A 19,253-nucleotide genomic window follows, 5' to 3' on the forward strand; every position below is an offset into this window, starting at 1 on the left:
ATGCCAGCGAATCACGTCTTCGGGAGCATAGCGTTTTTAACGGTGACGCTTTTCCAATAAGAAATCCCGCTCATTGAGCGGGATTTGCTTGTTTCGGCCCTGACATTCCGGGGTTAGAACAATTTTTTCGCTGTCTCCAGCCAATCGCCTTTGAACGGGCGTCTCATGTTCTCAATGGCGTCGATAATATCATGGTGTACCAGTTTTTCATTCTGGATACCGACGCAACGGCCACCGTAGCCCTGCTGAAGCAGCTCAATAGAATAAGCGCCCATGCGCGAAGCCAGAATACGGTCGTAAGCGACAGGCGCACCGCCGCGCTGAATATGACCAAGCACCGTCGCACGGGTTTCGCGCCCGGTTTCCGCTTCGATATAACGCGCCAGCTCATCGACGTCGCACACCAGTTCAGTAATCGCCACAATGGCGTGTTTTTTCCCTTTGGCGATCCCGGCTTTGATCTCCTCAACCAGGTCTTCTTTTTTGAAGTCCACTTCCGGCAGCACGATGAACTCGCAACCGCCGGCAATCGCGGCCGCCATCGTCAGGTCGCCACAGTGACGGCCCATCACTTCAACGATGGAAATGCGTTGATGGGACGAGGACGTATCACGCAGGCGGTCAATCGCTTCCACCACGGTTTCCAGCGCGGTGAAATAGCCGATAGTGTAATCGGTGCCAGCAACATCGTTATCAATGGTGCCCGGCAAACCGATGCAGGGGAATCCCATCTCGGTCAAGCGTTTAGCCCCCATATAGGAACCGTCGCCCCCGATAACCACTAACGCATCCAGGCCGCGTTTTTTCATGTTTTCCACGCACACCTGACGCACCGCTTCTTCCTTAAACGCCGGAAAACGCGCCGACCCAAGGAAGGTGCCGCCACGGTTGATGACATCAGACACGCTATAACGATCAAGCAGCTCCATGCGATCTTCGTACAAACCCAGATAGCCATCATAAATGCCGTAGATGTCCAGCCCTTCAGCCAACGCCGCGCGCACCACACCACGAATGGCCGCATTCATGCCCGGCGCATCGCCACCGCTCGTCAGTACTCCGATTTTTTTAATCATGACAACCTCTGGGTTTGTAGATGTAAATTCGCAGATTCTTCTATCTTAAAATGGATGGAACAACGCCTAACCTTCTCTTTAGCATATTATAACAAATACCCTTAGCTGAATTGATTCAGGTCAGGCTCAACGCCCCAAAAAAATCTATCGTATATCACATTTTTACAACACATTGCAGGCCAGGTTCTTCGCTCCGGCCTGCTGACATACGGTTATCGCTCGCCCTCTGACGCGGCGTTAGCGCAGTGAAAGCCACAGCAACAGCAGATGACAGCGGCGTCTACAGATCCCAACGGCCTCGCTGCGCCAGCGGCACAACCGATACCGGGTCTTGATGGATTATCACGTCTGAACCGGGGAAACGGTGCAGCAGCGCCTGCTCGAGTTCATCCGCAATCTGGTGCGACGCCACCAGCGGCAGGTTATCGTCCATCTCAAGATGCAACTGAATAAAGCGCGTCGGCCCGGCACGGCGGGTGCGTAACTGATGCGCGCCGCTCACTCCCGGCCACGAGGCGATAAGGTTGACGATTTCCTGACGTTCTTCATCCGGTAATGCTCTGTCTAACAACATCTGAATGGCATCGTATGCCATATGTAAAGCGCTGTATAAGATATAAATGCCTATTGCCAGCGCAAAGACGGCGTCCGCCCAGCCAATGCCTTTCCAGCTTAACAACAGCGATAACAAGATAGCACCATTCATCAACACATCAGACTGGTAGTGCAGCATATCGGCACGCACCGCCTGGCTGTGCGTTTTACGGATAACCCAGCGCTGAAAACTCACCAGCAAGCCCGTGGCTATCAGCGCCACTAACGTAATCCACATGCCAAGTTCCGGCCCCTGCAAAGGCTGAGGGTTCATCAAATGCTGCGCGCCGGTTAACAACAAAAACAGCGCAGAGCCGGAAATAAACATACTTTGCGCCAGTGCCGCCAGCGATTCGGCCTTACCGTGGCCAAACGAATGTTCGCTATCGGCCGGTTGCAGCGAATAACGCACCACCAGCAAATTCACCAGCGAGGCGGCAATATCGACCAGTGAATCAACCAGCGAGGCCAGCAAGCTCACCGACCCGGTGTACCACCAGGCATACACTTTCAAACCAAACAGTGACAATGCGGTTGCCGTGGCTAAAAACGCGGCTAATGTCACCCAACGAGCGTAATGAGAATTCATACCTGTCTCTCCCCCAAACAAGGAGGTCAGTATAGCCAATTACCACGGCAAAAAACCGTGACAGTTTTACGTACCGCCATGGTTTTTTAATAAAAATAGCCTTAAAAAAAAAGGAGTTGCGAATAAGACGCGCTTAGTAAGCGGAGCGCGTCATGCTCGCATTCGGTAAAAGCGTATCGCGATGTATTCAGGGGTGTTTTCAGGGTTTACGTAAGATTTTTTGTAACCGGCGCTGTTCCCAGCGTGACCAGCGATCGCGCAATAAAAACATTTTGACGGCCCGCAATATCAACACTCCGCTCCAAATTGACAGTGGCCACCAAAACCACTGCTGCTGAGGATTCACAAACTGATTAATGGCAAAGAGCAGCGCATTAACCGGTATAAACAGCAACAGACTGCGCCAAAAGCGGCTTTCACGCCGCACCTGCGCTTTGGCCTGCACAATACGCTCTTCCAGCGATTCACCGCTGGCCGATGGTTTTTCATCCGGCTCCATTGGCTCCATGAGCACCGCCACATTGATACCTAATGCCGCCGCAATAGCACTGAGGGTTTCCAGACTGGCGCGCTCGCCATTTTCAATACGCTGAATGGTTCTGACGCTCAATGAAGATAATTCAGCCAACTGCTCCTGCGACCAGGCCCGGGCGAGACGTTGAGATTTAATTGCGTTCATCATTCACTCCTTATGAGATAAAACCTGTCAGCAGCGTGCAACACGCCCTCCGTCAGCGCCACGACAGCAACCTGACAGCCACCCGACAGGGGTATGACACGCCCATCTCAGCGCCATTTACCTCAGTACCATTTACCTTCGCACCATGAAGATAAAACTGGCCGCCATCGACACCCTCGGGAGGTCGTCGGATAATGGCCTTCCCGCGACAAAAGCACGAGGACGTGTAAGGAACACCTCATGAAACAACGGCCATCATCACGATTGTTGATACTCAACCCTCAGCATCACGTTTTGCTGTTTCTTTTTCATCATACTGCGGATGCCCTTGCCGGGAAGCGTTATTGGGCAACACCGGGAGGCGCATTGGAAAACGGAGAAACCTTTGAACAGGCGGCATTAAGAGAGCTGCGGGAAGAAACCGGCATCTGCTGCCAAGACCCAGGCCCTTGCGTGGCAACCCGGACGTTTCCTCTGGCCATGCCAAACGGCGAAACCGTATTGGCCGAGGAGCAGTTCTTTATCATTCACACCCGTGAAAACACGCTTAATACGCAACAATGGACGGATCACGAACGGCAGGTGATGCGCGATTATCGCTGGTGGAGTCGTGACGCGCTGCTTGCCACGCCCGATATCGTCTACCCGGAAAATCTGGTAGCCATGGTGTGGCCAGCAAGCGCATCACCAAACTGACGCACCTCATTCCCCCGTTTGACCACGGGGGAAGGGCCAGTAATCACCACGATGCATCAGTTATCCTGCGACAATAGTTATCCTACGGCAACGTAGGCCAGTGGATGTCTTGCGGAAACCCGGCCTGATCGGGAACCTGACGCAATAACTCACGATAGGCTCGCCAGGCAAGCTTATCGACAGGGGCATCGGCTACCTGAGTCCAGTCGCTGGCCGCTAACAGGTTATCACGCTGATGTCGCATCGCTTGCGCTAATTCAACGTCGGAAATCGGAGCAGGCGTGACGGCAATAGGTTGTCTGGTTGACTCGTCAAAAACAATCACATTACCAAGGGCCTGGTCATTTAATAGTTTTTGATAATAGTCATCGTTAATTTCAACCGCATCGCCTGGGATATTATCACCATGCACATCACTTGAATAAAAATCCATATATTGAGGAGAAAAATAAGTTTTCATAATACACCTTTAATAACCAGTAGCCATCCAAAGATAAAGGATTTTGAATAGGATATCGCATTTAAAGAATAAACAGACCCGATCTCAATCGAGTTAGTTCTCATACCGTACTGTATTCAATAACAACAAAATACAAAAATCACCTCAGAAAACCCAGCTTAATTAATACAAATTAATAACATCAAATATTTAACCCTAATCATTTCTCTAACCTAGGTGAATAAAAAGAGGAAAACCCCAAAAAAAACACACGCCATAAATAAAAGTGACAACTAATCACATTGAGGAGTTAATGATTAAATAGAATATTAACCCTGACATAATAACCTTTAAAAAATTATCGATAAAAGAATATATAATCAATAAGCCAATTCCAGTTTATGGATACAATTCTGATCGGTCTAATTTACCTATCCCAGATACCGTTATCACGCCGCCTTCACGATGTAGTTAAAGGCAACATTTCGGGGGCGAGTTTCACTACCAGGAAATGTTGTTGTTGCCCCAGTGTATAGGCCATTGCCGTCAATTGCGTTTATGGGGGTAGCTCCCCCCTGAATCCCTGTAACTGAGTAACGGACCCCTAGGTTAAACGGCATAATGTTCTGCGATTGTGGGGTCAACAATTCACGGCCTGCATCCACCCCTCTGCCATCATCCCAGCCGCGAATAAATTCGCCACGCAAGTCCGGCAATATCCCGGAGGGATAGACTTGCGCTAATCGAGGATAACGATTTTTATCAAATGCCTGGCCGTTACATTTGAGCCAACCGGTGGGGGCTACGGCTTGTGGCCAAGGCTGTGGAATGCCGACAAATTCACTGATCAACAAATACTGCGCGTGAGGATTACTCTTGGCAACATGATCGGCCAGCAAGGTATCGGCATAGCGCCTTGTGGCGAGCGCCACCGTCGGGTCAAAATTGAGCGTGAGCGCATCGGTACGGCTGACGATGAGGATCATGCGCACCGTCTGCACGCGCCCTGAGCCCTCTTTGAGCTCTGGCTTATAGGTTTCCGGGCAATTGGCAACGGCTATCAAGTTACCCGCCGCATCATATAAGCCCATTTCGCGAATCCAGAACCCTCCCTCATTTTCTGGAATAACCTGCTCGGCGACTATCTGGTTGGCATTATGCGGGTCAATGCTCAGTGAATTAATTGGCGCACGCCGTCTTTCATTCACCAATTGCGTTTGCATTGAATCGGGTGTTTGTAATGTGCCACCGCCGTCCCCCACCCCCATTTGGGCTATTTCCAGCGGTTTACCCACGGAAATCGCCTCAGACAACCTGGCTTCACCCAGCCGGGTTAATAACGTGAAATATTTTGCGCCCATTATTTCCTCATCTACCTTGATTAAATCAAAAATAATCCTTCAGCAGAGAATTCGCGATAAAGGCAAATGGCGGATGCTTACTCTGCTTTCTCACAACCATTATGGTGATGAGCACGATTTATTACCCGCAATCGACGTACTGACAGCGATGGCACAACAACCCCGTCAGAAAAAACCCGCCAGCAGGCGGGAGAAGTAAAAGAGGGTGAAAAACCCACGGCAAAATTAATCTGCCTTAATGCGTCACAGCAGCGAATAAAATAAGCGGTGATAAACACATCGCGCGTGACTGGCGCTAACTACGCCGCCGGTTTCTCCGGCCAGCTAATATTTGGCGCGCTCGAGGTATCGATAGCTTTCACCGCTTTGATGTAGTGCATCCATTCAATCAATTTTGCCTTGTCCTCATCATTGATGATGCCGAGCGCAAGCTCTGTTCGCCAGTCGGCCGTCAGGGTATTGGCCGCTGAGAGAAGCTGCTGCCGTTTTAGCTCGGCTTCTTTGGTTAGTTGCATTGGCGATGGCGCGGGTTGGCTCACCCAGGCAAGCGCCCCCGCCACATACCCCAGCACTTTATCTACCGGTTGATTAACCGGGCTGAACTGCGCAGCATCGTCATCGCTGATGTCTATTCCATCATCAGGCCATGTGCCAGCACGTTGATAGTCGGTATAAAGCTGCGCGGGATAAATCACATTCTGAGAGGGTGAATAAACGCTTTTCATATTTTTCATATCAGTAACCTATCGCCAAATAACCTACGGTTTGCCCCGTCATACCATTACCTGTCACGGCATCGACAAAATTGATATTCGCCGCCGTCCTGTCAAAGGTGTTCGGTGTGGCGACCCATCTGAAGCCTAACGTGCCGTACATCACCCCAATCAGGACAAGAGTGGCGTTAGGGAACGGCGCGGGATAGCTTTTCGTAAATCCGCCAACATTATTCAAAACACCAGAATCAAACTGCACAAGATGGCCGGATGGCAAGCGAAACGCCCCTAGCGTGCCAGACTGCCCAACCAAAAAATGGCTCATGTCGGGGATTTGGTCGGGCATACCGCCAACATTACGCTGCGCCGCCGACCCCAGGCCAAGATAGTTGAGCAGTGCCGCAACGGATTTTCCTGACAGAGCCGTCAGCGTGTTATCCAGCGGCTGCTTGTTCGCCAGAGCATTGGTCATGGTGGTCGCAAAATTTGGATTGTTACCTAACGCGGCAGCCAATTCATTGAGCGTATTCAGCGCCTCCGGGGAAGAAGCGACCAGTGCCTCAATTGCGCTTTTAACAAAAGCCGTGGTCGCCAACTGGCTGTTACTGGTTCCTGCCACCGCCGTCGGTGCCGTCGGTACGCCACTCAATGCCGGGCTTACCAACGGCGCATATTGCGCATGAGGGTTGCCCGCCGCCAGATGCTTCGCCATCAATCCATCGGCATAGGCTCTCACCTCCAGCGCTTTATCATCGACAGACTTGCGCGTCGCCAGCACCACTGCCGGGTCAACTTTTAACGTCACGGCACTGGTGTTACTCACGACCAGAATCATACGCACCGTTTGTACCCGGCCAGAGCCTTCTTGCAACTGCGGCTTGTAGGTTTCCGGGCAGTTGGCGACCGCGATTAAATCGCCGTCCGCATCGAATAACCCGAGTTCCCGCAGCCAGAAGCCGCCTTCATTCTCTGGGATAACCTGCTCGGCAATAATCTGGTTCGGGTTTGCCGGGTCAGCCCGCAGCGCATTAAGCAGTGCGCGGCGTTTTTCATTAATCAGCGCTTTTTGCGCCGGGTCTGGCATCGTGGGGTTGCCACCGCCATCACCCACGGCCATATGCGTAATATTCAGCATGCTACCGAGTGCCGTGGCGTTCGCCAGTTTCGCCGCGCCCACCTGCGTGAGCAATGTCATGTATTTCACTGTCATGCCTTTTCTCCCAACCTCATCTCATAGCCTGGCATCATGCTTACGCGGTGTTATATCCGCATCCTTCGCAAGCCCATGCTGTTCATTGCTGCCTCTCACAACATTATGCAAACAGGCGGGCAGGAAATCGTCTGGCGGGCGTTGTCGCGCTGATGGCACAACAAGATTGATAAAAAAAACCGCCAGCAGGCGGGAAAAGAGGAAAGAAAAAGCTTTTTCATCAATGAAATAGAAAGAGAGCATTACCAATCTTCATACTCTCCCTCCAGGCGAAAAAACCGAGCAACAAGGTGATTTCAGGCGGCTACCCCTCCTGTTTTTCGGGTATGGTCGGCCATGTAATATCCGGTACTGACGCTGGGTTAACCCGGCTTAATTGCACCAGATAGCCTTTCCACTCTTTCAGTAAGCGCGCCTCCGTCTCTGTTGCCATCGCCAGTTCTTCGGCATAGGTCAGCTCGCTGATGCGCTCACGGGCGGCCTGCCGCCGGGCATCAAGGTCGCGCTGCGCCGCCAGTACCGTTGCGGCGTGCTGCGCCGCCGCATCCGTCACCCACGTATCGTCTTGCCAGCGGTCAAACTCACCGGATGGCGGCAACAACGTCAGGTGTTCCGGCAAATCACCGAGCGTGCTAATTACCTGCGGCTGGCGGGTGCGGGTGTCATACGCCGTTTGACCGCGAAAGTCCGCCACCACCTCCCAGCGCAACCCATCGGCAGCGCGCCGTACCGCCAGCCCGCTCGCCACATCAGCCGGTGGCACATCGGCATAGCTGTGTGCGGGCACGCCGGTGCCCGCCATCAGGTATTCTTCGCTACTGTCATAATATTCAGCGGTTTGCGTATCAGCGTGATAAACCGTCAGCCAGCCGGTGTTGGACGCCAGTCCATTTTCGCCTAATACAGCGATGTCATTGGTTTGCATTATGCGGCCCTCACGATGTAGTTAAAGGCGACGTTGCGGGGCTTAACTCTATATAAATTAGAACCAAGAAATGCAGCAGATGTCGTCACCACATATCGTGTGTATGTCGCATGAATTTCTGCAATATCTTGTTCCACTACACCGCTTGCCAGAGATCCAAACCCGTCATTTCCGACGTATCCCGATATTTTTGTTGATTCCTGCCAACTACCTATGGTTCTGCCTGCATCCACCCCGCGCCCGTCATCCCAGCCGCGAATAAATTCGCCGCGCAAATCCGGCAAGGTGCCAGAGGGGTACACCTGCGCCAGTTTGGGATAGAGCGTTTTGTCAAACGCCTGGCCGTTACATTTCAGCCAGCCTGCGGGCGCGCTAGCCTGCGGCCACGGCAACGGGATACCCGCGATATCTGCGATATCCAGTTTTTTGGCAAGGCTTGCGGCCGTCGTCGCCGATACGCTGGCAGAGACAGTATTGGCCGCTGCCGTCACAAAAGCCGTGGTCGCCAGCTGGCTGTTATTGGTTCCTGCCACCGCCGTGGGCGCTGTTGGCACGCCACTCAATGCCGGGCTTGCCAGCGGCGCATATTGCTTGTGCGGGTTGGCAGCGACAATATGATCGGACAGCAAGGTATCGGCATAGCGTCTTGTGGCAAGCGCCACCGTCGGGTCAAAATTGAGCGTGAGCGCATCGGTACGGCTGACGATGAGGATCATGCGCACCGTCTGCACCCGCCCTGAGCCTTCTTTGAGCTCCGGCTTATAGGTTTCCGGGCAATTGGCAACGGCTATCAAATTGCCATCGATATCATACAGCCCCATTTCACGCAGCCAAAAACCGCCCTCATTTTCTGGAATAACCTGCTCGGCGATTATCTGGTTGGTGTTATTCGGGTCAACACTCAGTGCATTAATTGACGCACGCCGCCGCTCATTCACCAGTTTTGTTTGCATCGGGTTCGGTATTTGCAGCGAGCCGCCGCCATCACCGACCCCCATTTGGGCAATTTCCAGCGGTTGTCCCTTTGATATCGCCTCGGCTAACCGGGCTTCTCCAATCTGGGTCAACAACGTGAAGTATTTGGTTCCCATTGTTTCTCTCATCTACGTTGATTAATCGGAAAATAAGCCAGTAATGAAGCATCTGCGATAAAACAAATGGCAGAGGCTTGCCAGGCTTTCTCACAACCATTATGTAGATGCGTCCAAGCTATTACCCGTAACGGGCGTTGTCGCACCGATGGCACAACCGGCTCGATGAAAAAAACCCGCCAGCAGGCGGGAAAGAGGAACGCTATTGATGGTCGATAAAACAGAAAGGATGATTAGCCCGACGCTTTTTCTCTCAACATAAAAGTCAGAGTAGGAGAGGGATTTTAGCGCCCAGCGTATGCGCGTGGCTGCATCAGGCAGCCCTTACGATGTAGTTAAAGGCGACGTTGCGGGGTCTGGTTTCATTACCAAACATTGCATCCCAACGTGAGGCTTTTGCGGTATATGTTTGCAACAATGTGTTCGTGACCGGGTTCGGGTTATATTCGTTGGTTCCATTCGGGTAATACGCCATTGCTGAATTCCCGTCAATAAAGACCGCTGTCATCGCGCCATCCCCGCCGTCCCCGTTTGCCGTGGGCAACCAGTGCCTGTGATCAAACGACATTCCCCCCTGCGCTGACATGATTGCACGCCCGGCATCCACCCCGCGCCCATCATCCCAGCCGCGAATAAATTCGCCGCGCAAATCCGGCAATGAGCCTGAAGGGTAAATTTGCGCCAGTTTAGGGTAGAGCGCTTTGTCAAACGCCTGGCCGTTACATTTCAGCCAGCCTGCGGGGGCGCTAGCCTGCGGCCACGGCATAGGGATACCGACGAAGCTATCTAGCGCATTCTGAACAAAGGCTACCGTCGCTTGCTCCTGCCACGGCCCCCACACATTTGAGCCAGGGTCATAGGTTCGTGTAAATACGCGCGCGATATTATTGGAATATCCATACGTCGTATAACGCTGCACGCAACCTTCAGCACCATTGGCGTAGTTTTGTTCAACATCAAGCGAACCCGCTAATGTCATCGGGTAATTGAGCGATGTAAGCGCACGGGCTGACATCGGCTGCCAGTAACGAGCCGCCCGTGTTCCCGTCAAGGTATTCAAATTGGTTTCGGCATCAATAGCACGACCTAGCCACACGGCGTTGCTTTTGACAAATTCCGTGGTAGCCAGTTGGTTGTTAATGGTGCCAGTCAATGGGGTAGGCGCGGTCGGTGCTCCCGTCAGTACCGGGCTCGCCAGCGGGGCATACTGTGGATGAGGGTTGCCCGCAATCAGGTGCTTCGCTATCTGCCCATCAGCATACGTCTTCGCCTCTATTACGTTATCCTCGACGTACTGGCGCGTCGCCAGTACCACGGATGGGTCGATTTTCAGCGTCACCACATCGGTATTGCTGACCAGCAATGTCATACGCACCGTCTGTACCCGGCCCGAGCCTTCTTGCAACTGCGGCTTGTAGGTTTCCGGGCAGTTGGCGACCGCAATCAAATCGCCGTCCGCATCGAATAGCCCGATTTCCCGCAGCCAGAAACCGCCTTCATTCTCTGGGATAACCTGCTCGGCAATAATCTGGTTCGGGTTTGCCGGGTCAACCCGCAGCGCATTCAGCGCCGCACGGCGTTTTTCATTCACCAACGACGTCTGCGCCGGGTCGGGCATAGTTGGGCTGCCGCCGCCATCCCCTACTGCCATGTACGTGATATTCATCAGGCTGCCGAGTGCTGTGGCGCTCGCCAGTTTTGCCGCACCCACCTGCGTGAGCACTGTCATGTACTTCACTGCCATGTTTTCTCTCCCTGTTTCATCTCATCTCGCAGCATTGCGCCTAACCAGTGGCATCTGTGCTATTCGCCCACCCGCGCTGTTCATTGCTGCTTCTCACAACATTATGCAAACGGGCTGGTCAGAAAGCGTCTGGCAGGAGTTGTCGCACCGATGGCACAACCGGCTCGATGAAAAAAACCCGCCTGCAGGCGGGAAAGAGGAGCGCTATTGATGGTCGATAAAATAGAAAGGATGATTAGCCCGACGCTTTTTCTCTCAACATAAAAGTCAGAGTAGGAAGGGTATTTTAGCGCCCAGCGTATGCGCGTGGCTCCATCAGGCAGCCCTTACAATGTAGTTAAAGGCGACGTTGCGCGGTCTGGTGACTACAGTATTCTGTACTGTGGATGTCACCTTAACTGACCCTTCTAAATACGCATATTGGGCGGTGGTAATGGAGATTTTATCTGAAGGCTGAGGCATATCACCGCATATGTTTCCAATAGGCGCAGAACTGATACATCCAGACACCCCCAAATCATTTGGGTTATTGTCTACCGACATGTATGTGCCCGCTTGTGCAGACATTAATGCCCGCCCGGCATCCACCCCGCGCCCATCATCCCAGCCGCGAATAAATTCGCCGCGCAAATCCGGCAATGAGCCTGAAGGGTAAATTTGCGCCAGTTTAGGGTAGAGCGCTTTGTCAAATGCCTGGCCGTTACATTTCAGCCAGCCTGCGGGGGCGCTAGCCTGCGGCCACGGCAACGGGATGCCCGCCATCTCATTGATAGATATCGCGCCGACATCCGCTGCATTTAAGATGACATCGGCAGACAAGGCTTTGCCATTGATCTGGCGCAGCGAAGGAACGCGCCCATTAGCATTGTCATTCGCCGCTTTTACCGCTTTCGGGGTGGCGGCCAGCGTTTCGCTATCACTATCAATGGCGTTACTCAATTGCGCCAAACCCGCCGCTGTCAGCGTGGCATTCGGGTGTTTGCGACTCTTTTCATGATTTGCCAGCGCATTATCGACATAGCTACGGGTAGCAAATACCACGGTCGCATCAATTGACAGCGACACGGCACTTGTTTGACTGACCGCCAGCGTGACTCGTACCGTCTGTACCCGGCCAGAGCCTTCTTGTAGCTGTGGCTTATACGTTTCCGGGCAGTTGGCGACTGCTATCAAATCCCCATCCACATCGTATAAGCCAATTTCCCGCAGCCAAAACCCCCCAGCATTTTCCGGGATAACCTGCTCGGCAATAATCTGCCCGGGGTTGGTTGGGTCAATACTCAGTGCATTGAGCGGCGCGCGCCGTTTTTCATTAACCAATGCGGCCTGGGTCAGGCTCGGCACAGGCAGTGCGCCACCCCCATCGCCCACCCCCATCTGGGTAATCGCCAGCTGCCTGCCTTGTGCGATAGCGCTCGCCAGTTTATTCACCCCGACCTGCGTCAGTAGCGCTGTGTATTTTATGCTCATATCCTGTCTCATCAGAATCTACGATACGGGTTCCATATGCGTTATGGAGCCCACTCCACCACACCATCAATACGTGATTTTCAAACCATTCACGTTCATTGCGGCAACGCAAAACAGTATGCGGATAGCGTGAACACCGCGCCTGTCAGCAACGTTTTACTGGCAATCGCACAACAAACAACGGAGGACGGATGGGCATAAAAAAACCCCGCCATTAAGGCGGGGTAAAAGACAGGGATGGTGTCTATGGCAAGGAAAACAGGTTACTTCTGTTACACACTACTTCCACTACATTACTCTCGGCACAACTCACTACTCGTCACTACTTACTCGTCACTACGACAACTGCACTACAACCACACTACAGCTACTACTCGGAGAAACCGGCAGGACGCACATGATTAGCGGTGCTCTTAAGCAAGCATTCTGCGCGTCACTCGGCATGTCGGATAACCTCTCCCTGGAGGGGAGTTTGCTGGCGAACCGACTGCATTATCTGTTCATGTTTTTGATGCAAAATCTCTTTTTGCTCTGACGTCAGCATGTTGTACATCTGGTTGCTGATGCGCGCCATTTCTACTTTACGCGCAATCTGCGCCTGTACCATTTTCGTCACCAGCGCCTTAACCGCTGGGGCATCAAAATTTTCGGCCGTCACAAGCTGGTGCATCGTATCGACATCATTCGCGTCGTAAACCGGCTGCTCGTAACGCACTTGCCGCATCAAATCACGCATTTGCTGACGCTGATGTTCGGTTAATTTCACACCGTCAAACATAGTCTGCTGACTCGCCCCGCGTTTCATGGCAGAGTCATCCCGATAACAGCGCTCCGACATGTTTGAAGGGCTTTCGGTCGCGCCACTTTCCGTTGCATGACCGGTAAAACCATTTTCTGTTGCCATGACAGTACCCGTGACCAACATCAGCAACGAAGCACAGGATAATGTGATGATGGTGCCCCGCATCGATAACTCCTCATGTCTTTGCATACGACGTTAGTGGCATATCGAGCATATTAACTGGCGCATGTCGTATACTGTCTGGCGAATCGATGGAGCTCAGTCTAATTACCCTGCTGCAAACATGCGTCAGAGGATGTAAAACTACGTAAAGTCATGGAATAGCAGCGATCTATGACGTATTTTGCCCGTGGAGGTAGGTAAATCATGAACAAAATCCTGTTGGTTGATGACGATCGCGAGCTCACATCCCTGTTGCGGGAATTGCTCGAGATGGAAGGCTTTAATGTCGTTGTCGCCCATGATGGCGAACAGGCGTTAAATGTGCTGGATGACTCGGTTGATTTGTTATTGCTGGATGTCATGATGCCGAAGAAAAATGGCATCGATACGCTAAAAGAAGTGCGCCAGCGTTACCAGACGCCGGTGATTATGCTTACCGCTCGCGGCAGCGAACTGGATCGCGTACTCGGTCTGGAACTGGGTGCGGATGATTATCTGCCAAAACCCTTTAACGACCGGGAACTGGTCGCCCGTATCCGCGCCATCCTGCGCCGTTCAAACTGGACCGATCAACAGCAGTCTGGCGAAGCCAGCGCGCCGATTATCGAGGTCGATGCGCTCAGGCTGAACCCCGGTCGGCAAGAGGCCAGTTTTGATGATGTGGTACTCGATTTAACCGGCACCGAGTTCACTCTGCTGTATTTGCTGGCACAGCGTTTAGGGCAAGTGGTTTCCCGCGATCACCTGAGCCAGGAAGTGCTGGGTAAACGTTTAACGCCATTTGACCGTGCCATTGACATGCACATCTCCAACCTGCGGCGCAAATTGCCGGAGCGTCAAGACGGCCTGCCGTGGTTCAAAACCTTGCGCGGCAGAGGCTATCTGATGGTGTCTACCGCATGATGCAGGTCTTGCTGGCATGATTAATAGCCTAACCGCCCGGATTTTCGCTATTTTCTGGCTGACATTAGCCCTGGTACTGATGCTGGTACTGATGTTGCCGAAGCTCGACTCACGGCAACTGACGCCGTTGCTGGAAAGCGAACAGCGGCAAGGGTTAATGCTTGAGCAGCATATCGAAGCCGAATTAGCGAGCGATCCGGCGAACGACCTGATGTGGTGGCGGCGGCTATTTCGCATTATCGAGAAATGGGCCCCGCCCGGCCAGCGCCTGCTGTTGGTGACGAGTGAAGGGCGTGTTATCGGTGCACAACGCAACGAAATGCAGATGGTGCGCAACTTCATCGGTCAGTCCGACAGCGCGGATTTCCCTCAAAAGAAAAAGTATGGCCGTCTGGAACTGCTGGGGCCATTTGCGGTGCGCGATGGTGAAGACAGCTACCTGATGTATATGCTGCGCCCCGCCAGCAACTCACAATCTGACTTCATCAACCTGTTATTTGACCGGCCCTTGCTGCTGCTAATTGTCACCATGCTCACCAGTTCCCCCCTGCTGTTGTGGCTGGCGTGGAGTCTGGCAAAGCCTGCACGCAAGCTCAAAATTGCTGCCGATGAGGTCTCTCGCGGTAACTTGCAACAACACCCGGAACTGGAATCCGGCCCGCAGGAATTTCGGGCCACCGGTGCCAGCTTTAACCAGATGGTCAGCGCGCTTGAGCGCATGGTGACGGCGCAACAACGCCTGCTATCCGATATCTCCCATGAACTACGCACCCCGTTAACCCGGTTGCAATTGGCTACGGCGCTGCTGCGCCGCCGTCAGGGAGAAGGTAACGAGCTCAATCGCATCGAAACTGAAACATTGCGTCTTGATGGCATGATTAACGATTTGCTTGAGCTGTCGCGTAACCAGCATAAGCACGATTTATCGCGCGAAGAGTTACAAGCGGATTCGCTCTGGAACGATGTGCTGGATGATGCCCGCTTTGAAGCCGAACAGATGGGTAAAACGCTGGAGGTGCTTTCGCCGCCCGGCCCATGGCCGCTGTTTGGCAACCCCATGGCACTTGACAGCGCGCTGGAAAATATTGTGCGTAACGCGCTGCGTTACTCATACAACCACATTGCCGTTTCGTTCGCCGTTGATAGTCAAGGCGTGACCATTGTGGTGGGGGATGATGGGCCGGGCGTCAGTGCCGAAGACCGCGAGCAAATATTCCGCCCCTTCTACCGCACCGATGAGGCGCGCGACCGTGAATCCGGCGGCACAGGTCTTGGACTGGCGATTGTTGAAACCGCGATTTCCCAGCATCGCGGCTGGATCAAAGCGGATGATAGCCCGCTTGGTGGTTTGCAACTTACCGTATGGCTACCGCTGTACCAGCGCTAACGCACCGCCCTACGAACGATACAGACCGAGAGCCACAACACACGACGAGTGCCCCGCCCGAAACAACAACGGCGGGGCATCAACCGCCCGACATCACATCCGTCACGCCTTCCGATTGAGTTTTTCTCCCGCTCGGGTAGAGTGTGCCGGGTGTATCGGCATCCCCGTAAAAAAACATTCCAGTAAAAACATATCGTCGCTGCCATAACAAACGGCCTCTGAATCCAGGCGGATATGCGCCACCACATTAAGGCGAGCATCCCTTCAGAGAAGAAATACGCTTGATATTATTCAGTATGTTGAACAGGAAAAAGACATGAAAGGATTAGCCTTGCTGGCCGGACTTATCACGCTCCTGGGACAAATGCCTGCCTTTGCGTCGGGCGATATGGAGTGCGACAGTTTCTACGCGAATTGCAGCATGGCGGTTCCTTACCTTTTTCCTGAAAACGACACCCGCACCAATCTGGCTCTGCTGCAAAGTTACCGTAATCGCATTCTGTTGTCTCAGCCCATGCCCGATCAAACCCGCACCCGCATCGACCCTTTTACCAGCAGCCAACTGATGGGCGTGGCAGACACCGACAGCGTTAACCCCAGCGATATCACCACCATTAGCGATAGCCTGAGCCGCTCTAACGATGACAAAGACAGTGAGAAAAACACCTCACTGGTACACAAAGCGACGCTGCTGCATTTTCCTGCCCCGGAAGTAGAGAAACTGCGTGATTTAACGCCGGTCGATCTGGATGGTCGCTGGGTTTCTAATGATTTGCCTGCGCTGGAAGCCTTCTTCGATTTACTGCTGGCCGATAAAGAACTGACTGACGCGCACCGCACCCAACTGGCGCTGGTGCGTGTGAGAATGCTATCCAACGAATACGGTATCAGTGATGCCTGTGCCGATCTGAATGCGCTACCGGAAAGCGGCCATGCCGGAGAGCTGCGCCGCTATTTGATTGCGGCCACGGCGTTCTATGACGGTTTATTCGACAGGGCAGAGCAGGAATTCTCGTCACTGACCAAAGCCACGCAAGCCTGGGTTGCCGAAACCGCGCGCTATATGCTGATTCGAGTGGCCATTAATCAGGCGATGAAAGACTCGCTTGATGAATACAGCATGTTTGACCCGGCCAAAGCCGATAAAGCCCTCGGGCAGCGGGCGATTGAGCGCATCGCTGATTACCTGAAAAGCTACCCGAACGGGCACTATGTCGATTCTGCCGCAGGGCTCTATCGGCGGGCGGAATGGATAATCGGCGATACCGCTGCGCTGGCGATGCGTTCCGGGCAGGCATTAAGCCAAGCTAAAACCGCTCAGGAACTGCAACTGATGATTAATGAAGTGGACAATAAGTTGCTGGAAAACACCTCATTTACCACATCGGCTGATGCCCCGCTCCTGATGCTGATACAGGATTTGAAACGCCTGCGTAGCCCTGAAATACAAAGACTGATGCCGCCGTTGCAGCAAGAAGAGCTGGCCCGCCAGCAGCCGCTGTTTGAAAAGGCGGGCATGCAGGAAGAGTTCCGCTATTTGCAGGCGGCTTTCGCCTTTTACGTCCAACATGATTACAATGCGGTGCTCATACACGCTGCCGATGACCACAGCCGAAGATCTGCACGACACGACGCTGTTTAGCGCCCAGGTGTTACGCGGGCTGGCGCTGGAGCAGCAAAAACAGTGGGGCGACGCCGAAGCTCACTGGCGGCATCTGCTAACGCTGAAAACCAGCTACATCCAGCAACAATTCCTGCAACTGGCGCTGGCCAGAACGCTGGTCGCGAACGACCAGCCGGAGCGCGTCTTCACGCCAGAAAGCCCGGTAAAAAATCTGCGTTTTCGCTCGGCAATACTAAAAACCAGCGCGGATGCGCAGCTACTGCGCCAGCAAACCGGCGCGCAGCAAACCCATGAAGAACGGGTTGTTGCCCTGCACACCTTGCTGACCAAGCAACTCATGCATCGAAACTACAGCGACTTTCTCAAAGACAGCGCCCTGCTGAAAACCATTACGCCGCTGCAAAATAGTGATGACCCCAGTTGGGGCAACGAGGATCTGAACACCTTTGGCTGGGATGGCAGTGATACGGAAGAGGGCTACAGTTGCCCAAGCCTGCAAGAGACCGTGACGACACTCAGCAAGAACGCCCGCGATGCCCACGCGCTCAACTGTCTGGGCGAGTTTTTTCTGCGTACCGGAACCGATGTCCGGTTTGACTGGGACGAAGGCAATATGCTCACCGGCCTGACCGACGCTCGCTCTCACTATGCGGGCAACCGCTTTACCCGGCTGGATAACTATATGCAAGTCATCGCCGATGCCAAAGCCGCCACAGACGATAAAAGCTATGCGTTATATCGCGCTATCTACTGCTTCGCCCCCAGCGGCAGCAACGATTGCGGCACACAAGACATTAGCCTTGAAACGCGCAAGGCCTGGTTTCGTCAGCTAAAAACGAAATACAAAGGTAGCCAATGGGCAAGGCAGCTCAAATACTACTGGTAGCCGGTGCCCTGACATCACGCTGCGCTCAGACGTCCCGCTGTGCTCAGATAATGTGCGCCCCCATCAGGCGCAATGCGGCGCTGTTAATCGGCCTATTGTGCTTAAGCCTGTCGGCTAAAAGCGCCAATGTAAGCGCCAATGTGGAGGCGGGGCGCTATCAGGCTTTTTGGCTGTGGGCCGCCGTGCAGCCCCAGCCGGTGCTGAACCAGGCAACAACGCTCTATCTGCATCAGGGCGAAGTGACCCGACGCCACGGCAAAGCGCTCTTTTTACGTCAGGGCATTCCGGTCAGTACCCTGGCTGTCAAACACCTCTGGTTAACGTTTCGCATTGCCGACCTGCACCTGAGCGAGACAGAACAACGGCGCATGCTGCGGCTCTGGCAGCGCTGGGTGGCGGCGGGCAATCACGTTGACGGCATCCAGCTCGATTTTGACGCCAAAAGCCGTAATCTGGCGCAATACGCCACATTTTTACACACCCTACGCCAGCAACTGCCTCCCGACTGCCGCCTGAGTGTCACCGGCCTGCTCGATTGGGCAAAAACCGGCGACATTCGCGAGCTTAACCGCCTGAACGGTGTTATCGATGAGTTAGTGGTGCAAACCTATCAGGGCCGCCGTACGGTGGAAAACTACGCCGACTACCTGCCTGCGCTCCTCAAACTGAACGTGCCTTTTCGCCTTGGCCTGGTACAACACGGTAAGTGGGACGAGCAGTGGCAGCGGCGGCTGGCGGGCTCACCGTTTTACCGGGGCGAGGTGGTATTTTTGCTCAACCCGCCCTCCGCGCGCCGCGCGCCCATGCTTGTCTCTCACTATCGATGATGATGAACCCATACGCTGATGGTGCGCCCACGATGCGTAATCCTCGATAGCCGTTATCGCCACACCGCCTGTCGT

The 19,253-nt window shown here is 53.6% G+C and carries 20 protein-coding genes; 7 read left to right on the forward strand and 13 right to left on the reverse strand.

Features of this window, described 5'->3' with window-relative positions; translation table 11 throughout:
* Positions 1-113: 113 nt before the first annotated feature.
* The 3 genes from pfkA to O1Q98_RS10870 all read right to left on the reverse strand — a co-directional run bounded on the left by pfkA (position 114) and on the right by O1Q98_RS10870 (position 2,938).
* Positions 114-1,076 carry a 6-phosphofructokinase gene (gene pfkA, locus O1Q98_RS10860; RefSeq protein WP_125261093.1) on the reverse strand — a complete coding sequence of 321 codons (963 nt, stop codon included), beginning with the start codon at positions 1,074-1,076 and terminating at the stop codon, positions 114-116.
* A gap of 280 nt (positions 1,077-1,356) precedes the next feature.
* Positions 1,357-2,259: a CDF family cation-efflux transporter FieF gene (gene fieF, locus O1Q98_RS10865; RefSeq protein ID WP_125261094.1), complete on the reverse strand. Its 903-nt coding sequence runs from the start codon at positions 2,257-2,259 to the stop codon at positions 1,357-1,359.
* A gap of 199 nt (positions 2,260-2,458) precedes the next feature.
* Entirely contained in the window at positions 2,459-2,938 is a 480-nt protein-coding gene (locus O1Q98_RS10870; RefSeq protein ID WP_125261095.1) for a helix-turn-helix domain-containing protein, read from the reverse strand.
* Positions 2,939-3,178: 240 nt separating this feature from the next.
* Here O1Q98_RS10870 and O1Q98_RS10875 point away from each other — a divergent pair, with 240 nt between their 5' ends.
* Positions 3,179-3,634, forward strand: a complete 456-nt coding sequence (locus O1Q98_RS10875; RefSeq protein WP_125261096.1) for an NUDIX hydrolase — start codon at positions 3,179-3,181, stop codon at positions 3,632-3,634.
* A gap of 82 nt (positions 3,635-3,716) precedes the next feature.
* Here the strand turns inward: O1Q98_RS10875 and O1Q98_RS10880 are convergent, their stop codons facing one another.
* Both O1Q98_RS10880 and O1Q98_RS10885 read right to left on the reverse strand, forming a co-directional pair.
* Entirely contained in the window at positions 3,717-4,094 is a 378-nt protein-coding gene (locus O1Q98_RS10880; protein ID WP_240632844.1) for a tail fiber assembly protein, read from the reverse strand.
* A gap of 428 nt (positions 4,095-4,522) precedes the next feature.
* A complete protein-coding gene (locus O1Q98_RS10885; protein WP_125261097.1) occupies positions 4,523-5,434 on the reverse strand; it encodes a phage tail-collar fiber domain-containing protein in 912 nt (303 codons plus the stop codon).
* Between O1Q98_RS10885 and O1Q98_RS10890 the strand changes: the two genes are divergently transcribed.
* A complete protein-coding gene (locus O1Q98_RS10890; protein WP_125261098.1) occupies positions 5,415-5,633 on the forward strand; it encodes a hypothetical protein in 219 nt (72 codons plus the stop codon). The two genes, O1Q98_RS10885 and O1Q98_RS10890, sit on opposite strands and share 20 nt — an antisense overlap.
* A gap of 100 nt (positions 5,634-5,733) precedes the next feature.
* Here O1Q98_RS10890 and O1Q98_RS10895 read toward each other — a convergent pair whose 3' ends face one another.
* The 8 genes from O1Q98_RS10895 to cpxP all read right to left on the reverse strand — a co-directional run bounded on the left by O1Q98_RS10895 (position 5,734) and on the right by cpxP (position 13,554).
* A complete protein-coding gene (locus O1Q98_RS10895) occupies positions 5,734-6,168 on the reverse strand; it encodes a tail fiber assembly protein (protein WP_125261099.1) in 435 nt (144 codons plus the stop codon).
* 1 nt (position 6,169) lies between these two features.
* A complete protein-coding gene (locus O1Q98_RS10900; protein ID WP_125261100.1) occupies positions 6,170-7,357 on the reverse strand; it encodes a phage tail protein in 1,188 nt (395 codons plus the stop codon).
* 21 nt (positions 7,358-7,378) lie between these two features.
* Positions 7,379-7,600, reverse strand: coding sequence for a hypothetical protein (locus O1Q98_RS10905; RefSeq protein WP_205744290.1), 222 nt, complete (start codon positions 7,598-7,600; stop codon positions 7,379-7,381).
* A gap of 61 nt (positions 7,601-7,661) precedes the next feature.
* On the reverse strand, positions 7,662-8,282 hold the full coding sequence (locus tag O1Q98_RS10910) for a tail fiber assembly protein (RefSeq protein WP_125261102.1): 621 nt from the start codon (positions 8,280-8,282) through the stop codon (positions 7,662-7,664).
* Positions 8,282-9,373, reverse strand: a complete 1,092-nt coding sequence (locus O1Q98_RS10915; protein WP_125261103.1) for a phage tail-collar fiber domain-containing protein — start codon at positions 9,371-9,373, stop codon at positions 8,282-8,284. Before O1Q98_RS10915 ends, O1Q98_RS10910 begins: the two co-directional genes overlap by 1 nt.
* Before the next feature lie 313 nt (positions 9,374-9,686).
* Positions 9,687-11,117, reverse strand: a complete 1,431-nt coding sequence (locus O1Q98_RS10920; protein WP_125261104.1) for a phage tail-collar fiber domain-containing protein — start codon at positions 11,115-11,117, stop codon at positions 9,687-9,689.
* Positions 11,118-11,432: 315 nt separating this feature from the next.
* On the reverse strand, positions 11,433-12,587 hold the full coding sequence (locus tag O1Q98_RS10925; RefSeq protein WP_125261106.1) for a phage tail protein: 1,155 nt from the start codon (positions 12,585-12,587) through the stop codon (positions 11,433-11,435).
* A 433-nt stretch (positions 12,588-13,020) separates the two neighbouring features.
* Positions 13,021-13,554, reverse strand: a complete 534-nt coding sequence (gene cpxP, locus O1Q98_RS10930) for a cell-envelope stress modulator CpxP (protein ID WP_125261107.1) — start codon at positions 13,552-13,554, stop codon at positions 13,021-13,023.
* A gap of 201 nt (positions 13,555-13,755) precedes the next feature.
* Between cpxP and cpxR the strand changes: the two genes are divergently transcribed.
* The 5 genes from cpxR (at position 13,756) to O1Q98_RS10955 (ending at position 19,178) form a co-directional block, all read left to right on the forward strand.
* Entirely contained in the window at positions 13,756-14,454 is a 699-nt protein-coding gene (gene cpxR, locus O1Q98_RS10935) for an envelope stress response regulator transcription factor CpxR (RefSeq protein WP_125261108.1), read from the forward strand.
* Positions 14,455-14,470: 16 nt separating this feature from the next.
* Complete coding sequence (gene cpxA, locus O1Q98_RS10940; RefSeq protein WP_125261109.1) at positions 14,471-15,841, forward strand: envelope stress sensor histidine kinase CpxA; 1,371 nt, start codon at positions 14,471-14,473, stop codon at positions 15,839-15,841.
* A 316-nt stretch (positions 15,842-16,157) separates the two neighbouring features.
* Complete coding sequence (locus tag O1Q98_RS10945; protein WP_278141554.1) at positions 16,158-17,483, forward strand: PA5441 family protein; 1,326 nt, start codon at positions 16,158-16,160, stop codon at positions 17,481-17,483.
* A complete protein-coding gene (locus O1Q98_RS10950; protein ID WP_278141556.1) occupies positions 17,443-18,351 on the forward strand; it encodes a PA5441 family protein in 909 nt (302 codons plus the stop codon). The genes O1Q98_RS10945 and O1Q98_RS10950 overlap by 41 nt, the downstream gene beginning before the upstream one ends.
* The gene (locus tag O1Q98_RS10955) at positions 18,321-19,178 is read left to right on the forward strand and encodes a DUF3142 domain-containing protein (protein WP_125261111.1); all 858 of its coding nucleotides are present in this window, start codon (positions 18,321-18,323) and stop codon (positions 19,176-19,178) included. The genes O1Q98_RS10950 and O1Q98_RS10955 overlap by 31 nt, the downstream gene beginning before the upstream one ends.
* The last annotated feature ends 75 nt before the right edge of the window (positions 19,179-19,253 follow it).

This window comes from Dickeya lacustris, assembly GCF_029635795.1.
GTDB lineage: Bacteria > Pseudomonadota > Gammaproteobacteria > Enterobacterales > Enterobacteriaceae > Dickeya > Dickeya lacustris.

Coding starts and splice junctions, on each gene's coding strand:
- O1Q98_RS10945 (WP_278141554.1), top strand. CDS start 16,158: ATGAAAGGATTAGCCTTGCTGGCCGGACTTATCACGCTCCTGGGACAA.
- O1Q98_RS10910 (WP_125261102.1), bottom strand. CDS start 8,282: ATGCAAACCAATGACATCGCTGTATTAGGCGAAAATGGACTGGCGTCC.
- cpxP (WP_125261107.1), bottom strand. CDS start 13,554: ATGCGGGGCACCATCATCACATTATCCTGTGCTTCGTTGCTGATGTTG.
- O1Q98_RS10950 (WP_278141556.1), top strand. CDS start 17,443: ATGACCACAGCCGAAGATCTGCACGACACGACGCTGTTTAGCGCCCAG.
- O1Q98_RS10925 (WP_125261106.1), bottom strand. CDS start 12,587: ATGAGCATAAAATACACAGCGCTACTGACGCAGGTCGGGGTGAATAAA.
- cpxR (WP_125261108.1), top strand. CDS start 13,756: ATGAACAAAATCCTGTTGGTTGATGACGATCGCGAGCTCACATCCCTG.
- O1Q98_RS10885 (WP_125261097.1), bottom strand. CDS start 5,434: ATGGGCGCAAAATATTTCACGTTATTAACCCGGCTGGGTGAAGCCAGG.
- O1Q98_RS10880 (WP_240632844.1), bottom strand. CDS start 4,094: ATGAAAACTTATTTTTCTCCTCAATATATGGATTTTTATTCAAGTGAT.
- O1Q98_RS10875 (WP_125261096.1), top strand. CDS start 3,179: ATGAAACAACGGCCATCATCACGATTGTTGATACTCAACCCTCAGCAT.
- O1Q98_RS10870 (WP_125261095.1), bottom strand. CDS start 2,938: ATGAACGCAATTAAATCTCAACGTCTCGCCCGGGCCTGGTCGCAGGAG.
- fieF (WP_125261094.1), bottom strand. CDS start 2,259: ATGAATTCTCATTACGCTCGTTGGGTGACATTAGCCGCGTTTTTAGCC.
- O1Q98_RS10955 (WP_125261111.1), top strand. CDS start 18,321: ATGGGCAAGGCAGCTCAAATACTACTGGTAGCCGGTGCCCTGACATCA.
- cpxA (WP_125261109.1), top strand. CDS start 14,471: ATGATTAATAGCCTAACCGCCCGGATTTTCGCTATTTTCTGGCTGACA.
- O1Q98_RS10905 (WP_205744290.1), bottom strand. CDS start 7,600: ATGCTCTCTTTCTATTTCATTGATGAAAAAGCTTTTTCTTTCCTCTTT.
- O1Q98_RS10920 (WP_125261104.1), bottom strand. CDS start 11,117: ATGGCAGTGAAGTACATGACAGTGCTCACGCAGGTGGGTGCGGCAAAA.
- O1Q98_RS10900 (WP_125261100.1), bottom strand. CDS start 7,357: ATGACAGTGAAATACATGACATTGCTCACGCAGGTGGGCGCGGCGAAA.
- O1Q98_RS10895 (WP_125261099.1), bottom strand. CDS start 6,168: ATGAAAAATATGAAAAGCGTTTATTCACCCTCTCAGAATGTGATTTAT.
- O1Q98_RS10915 (WP_125261103.1), bottom strand. CDS start 9,373: ATGGGAACCAAATACTTCACGTTGTTGACCCAGATTGGAGAAGCCCGG.
- pfkA (WP_125261093.1), bottom strand. CDS start 1,076: ATGATTAAAAAAATCGGAGTACTGACGAGCGGTGGCGATGCGCCGGGC.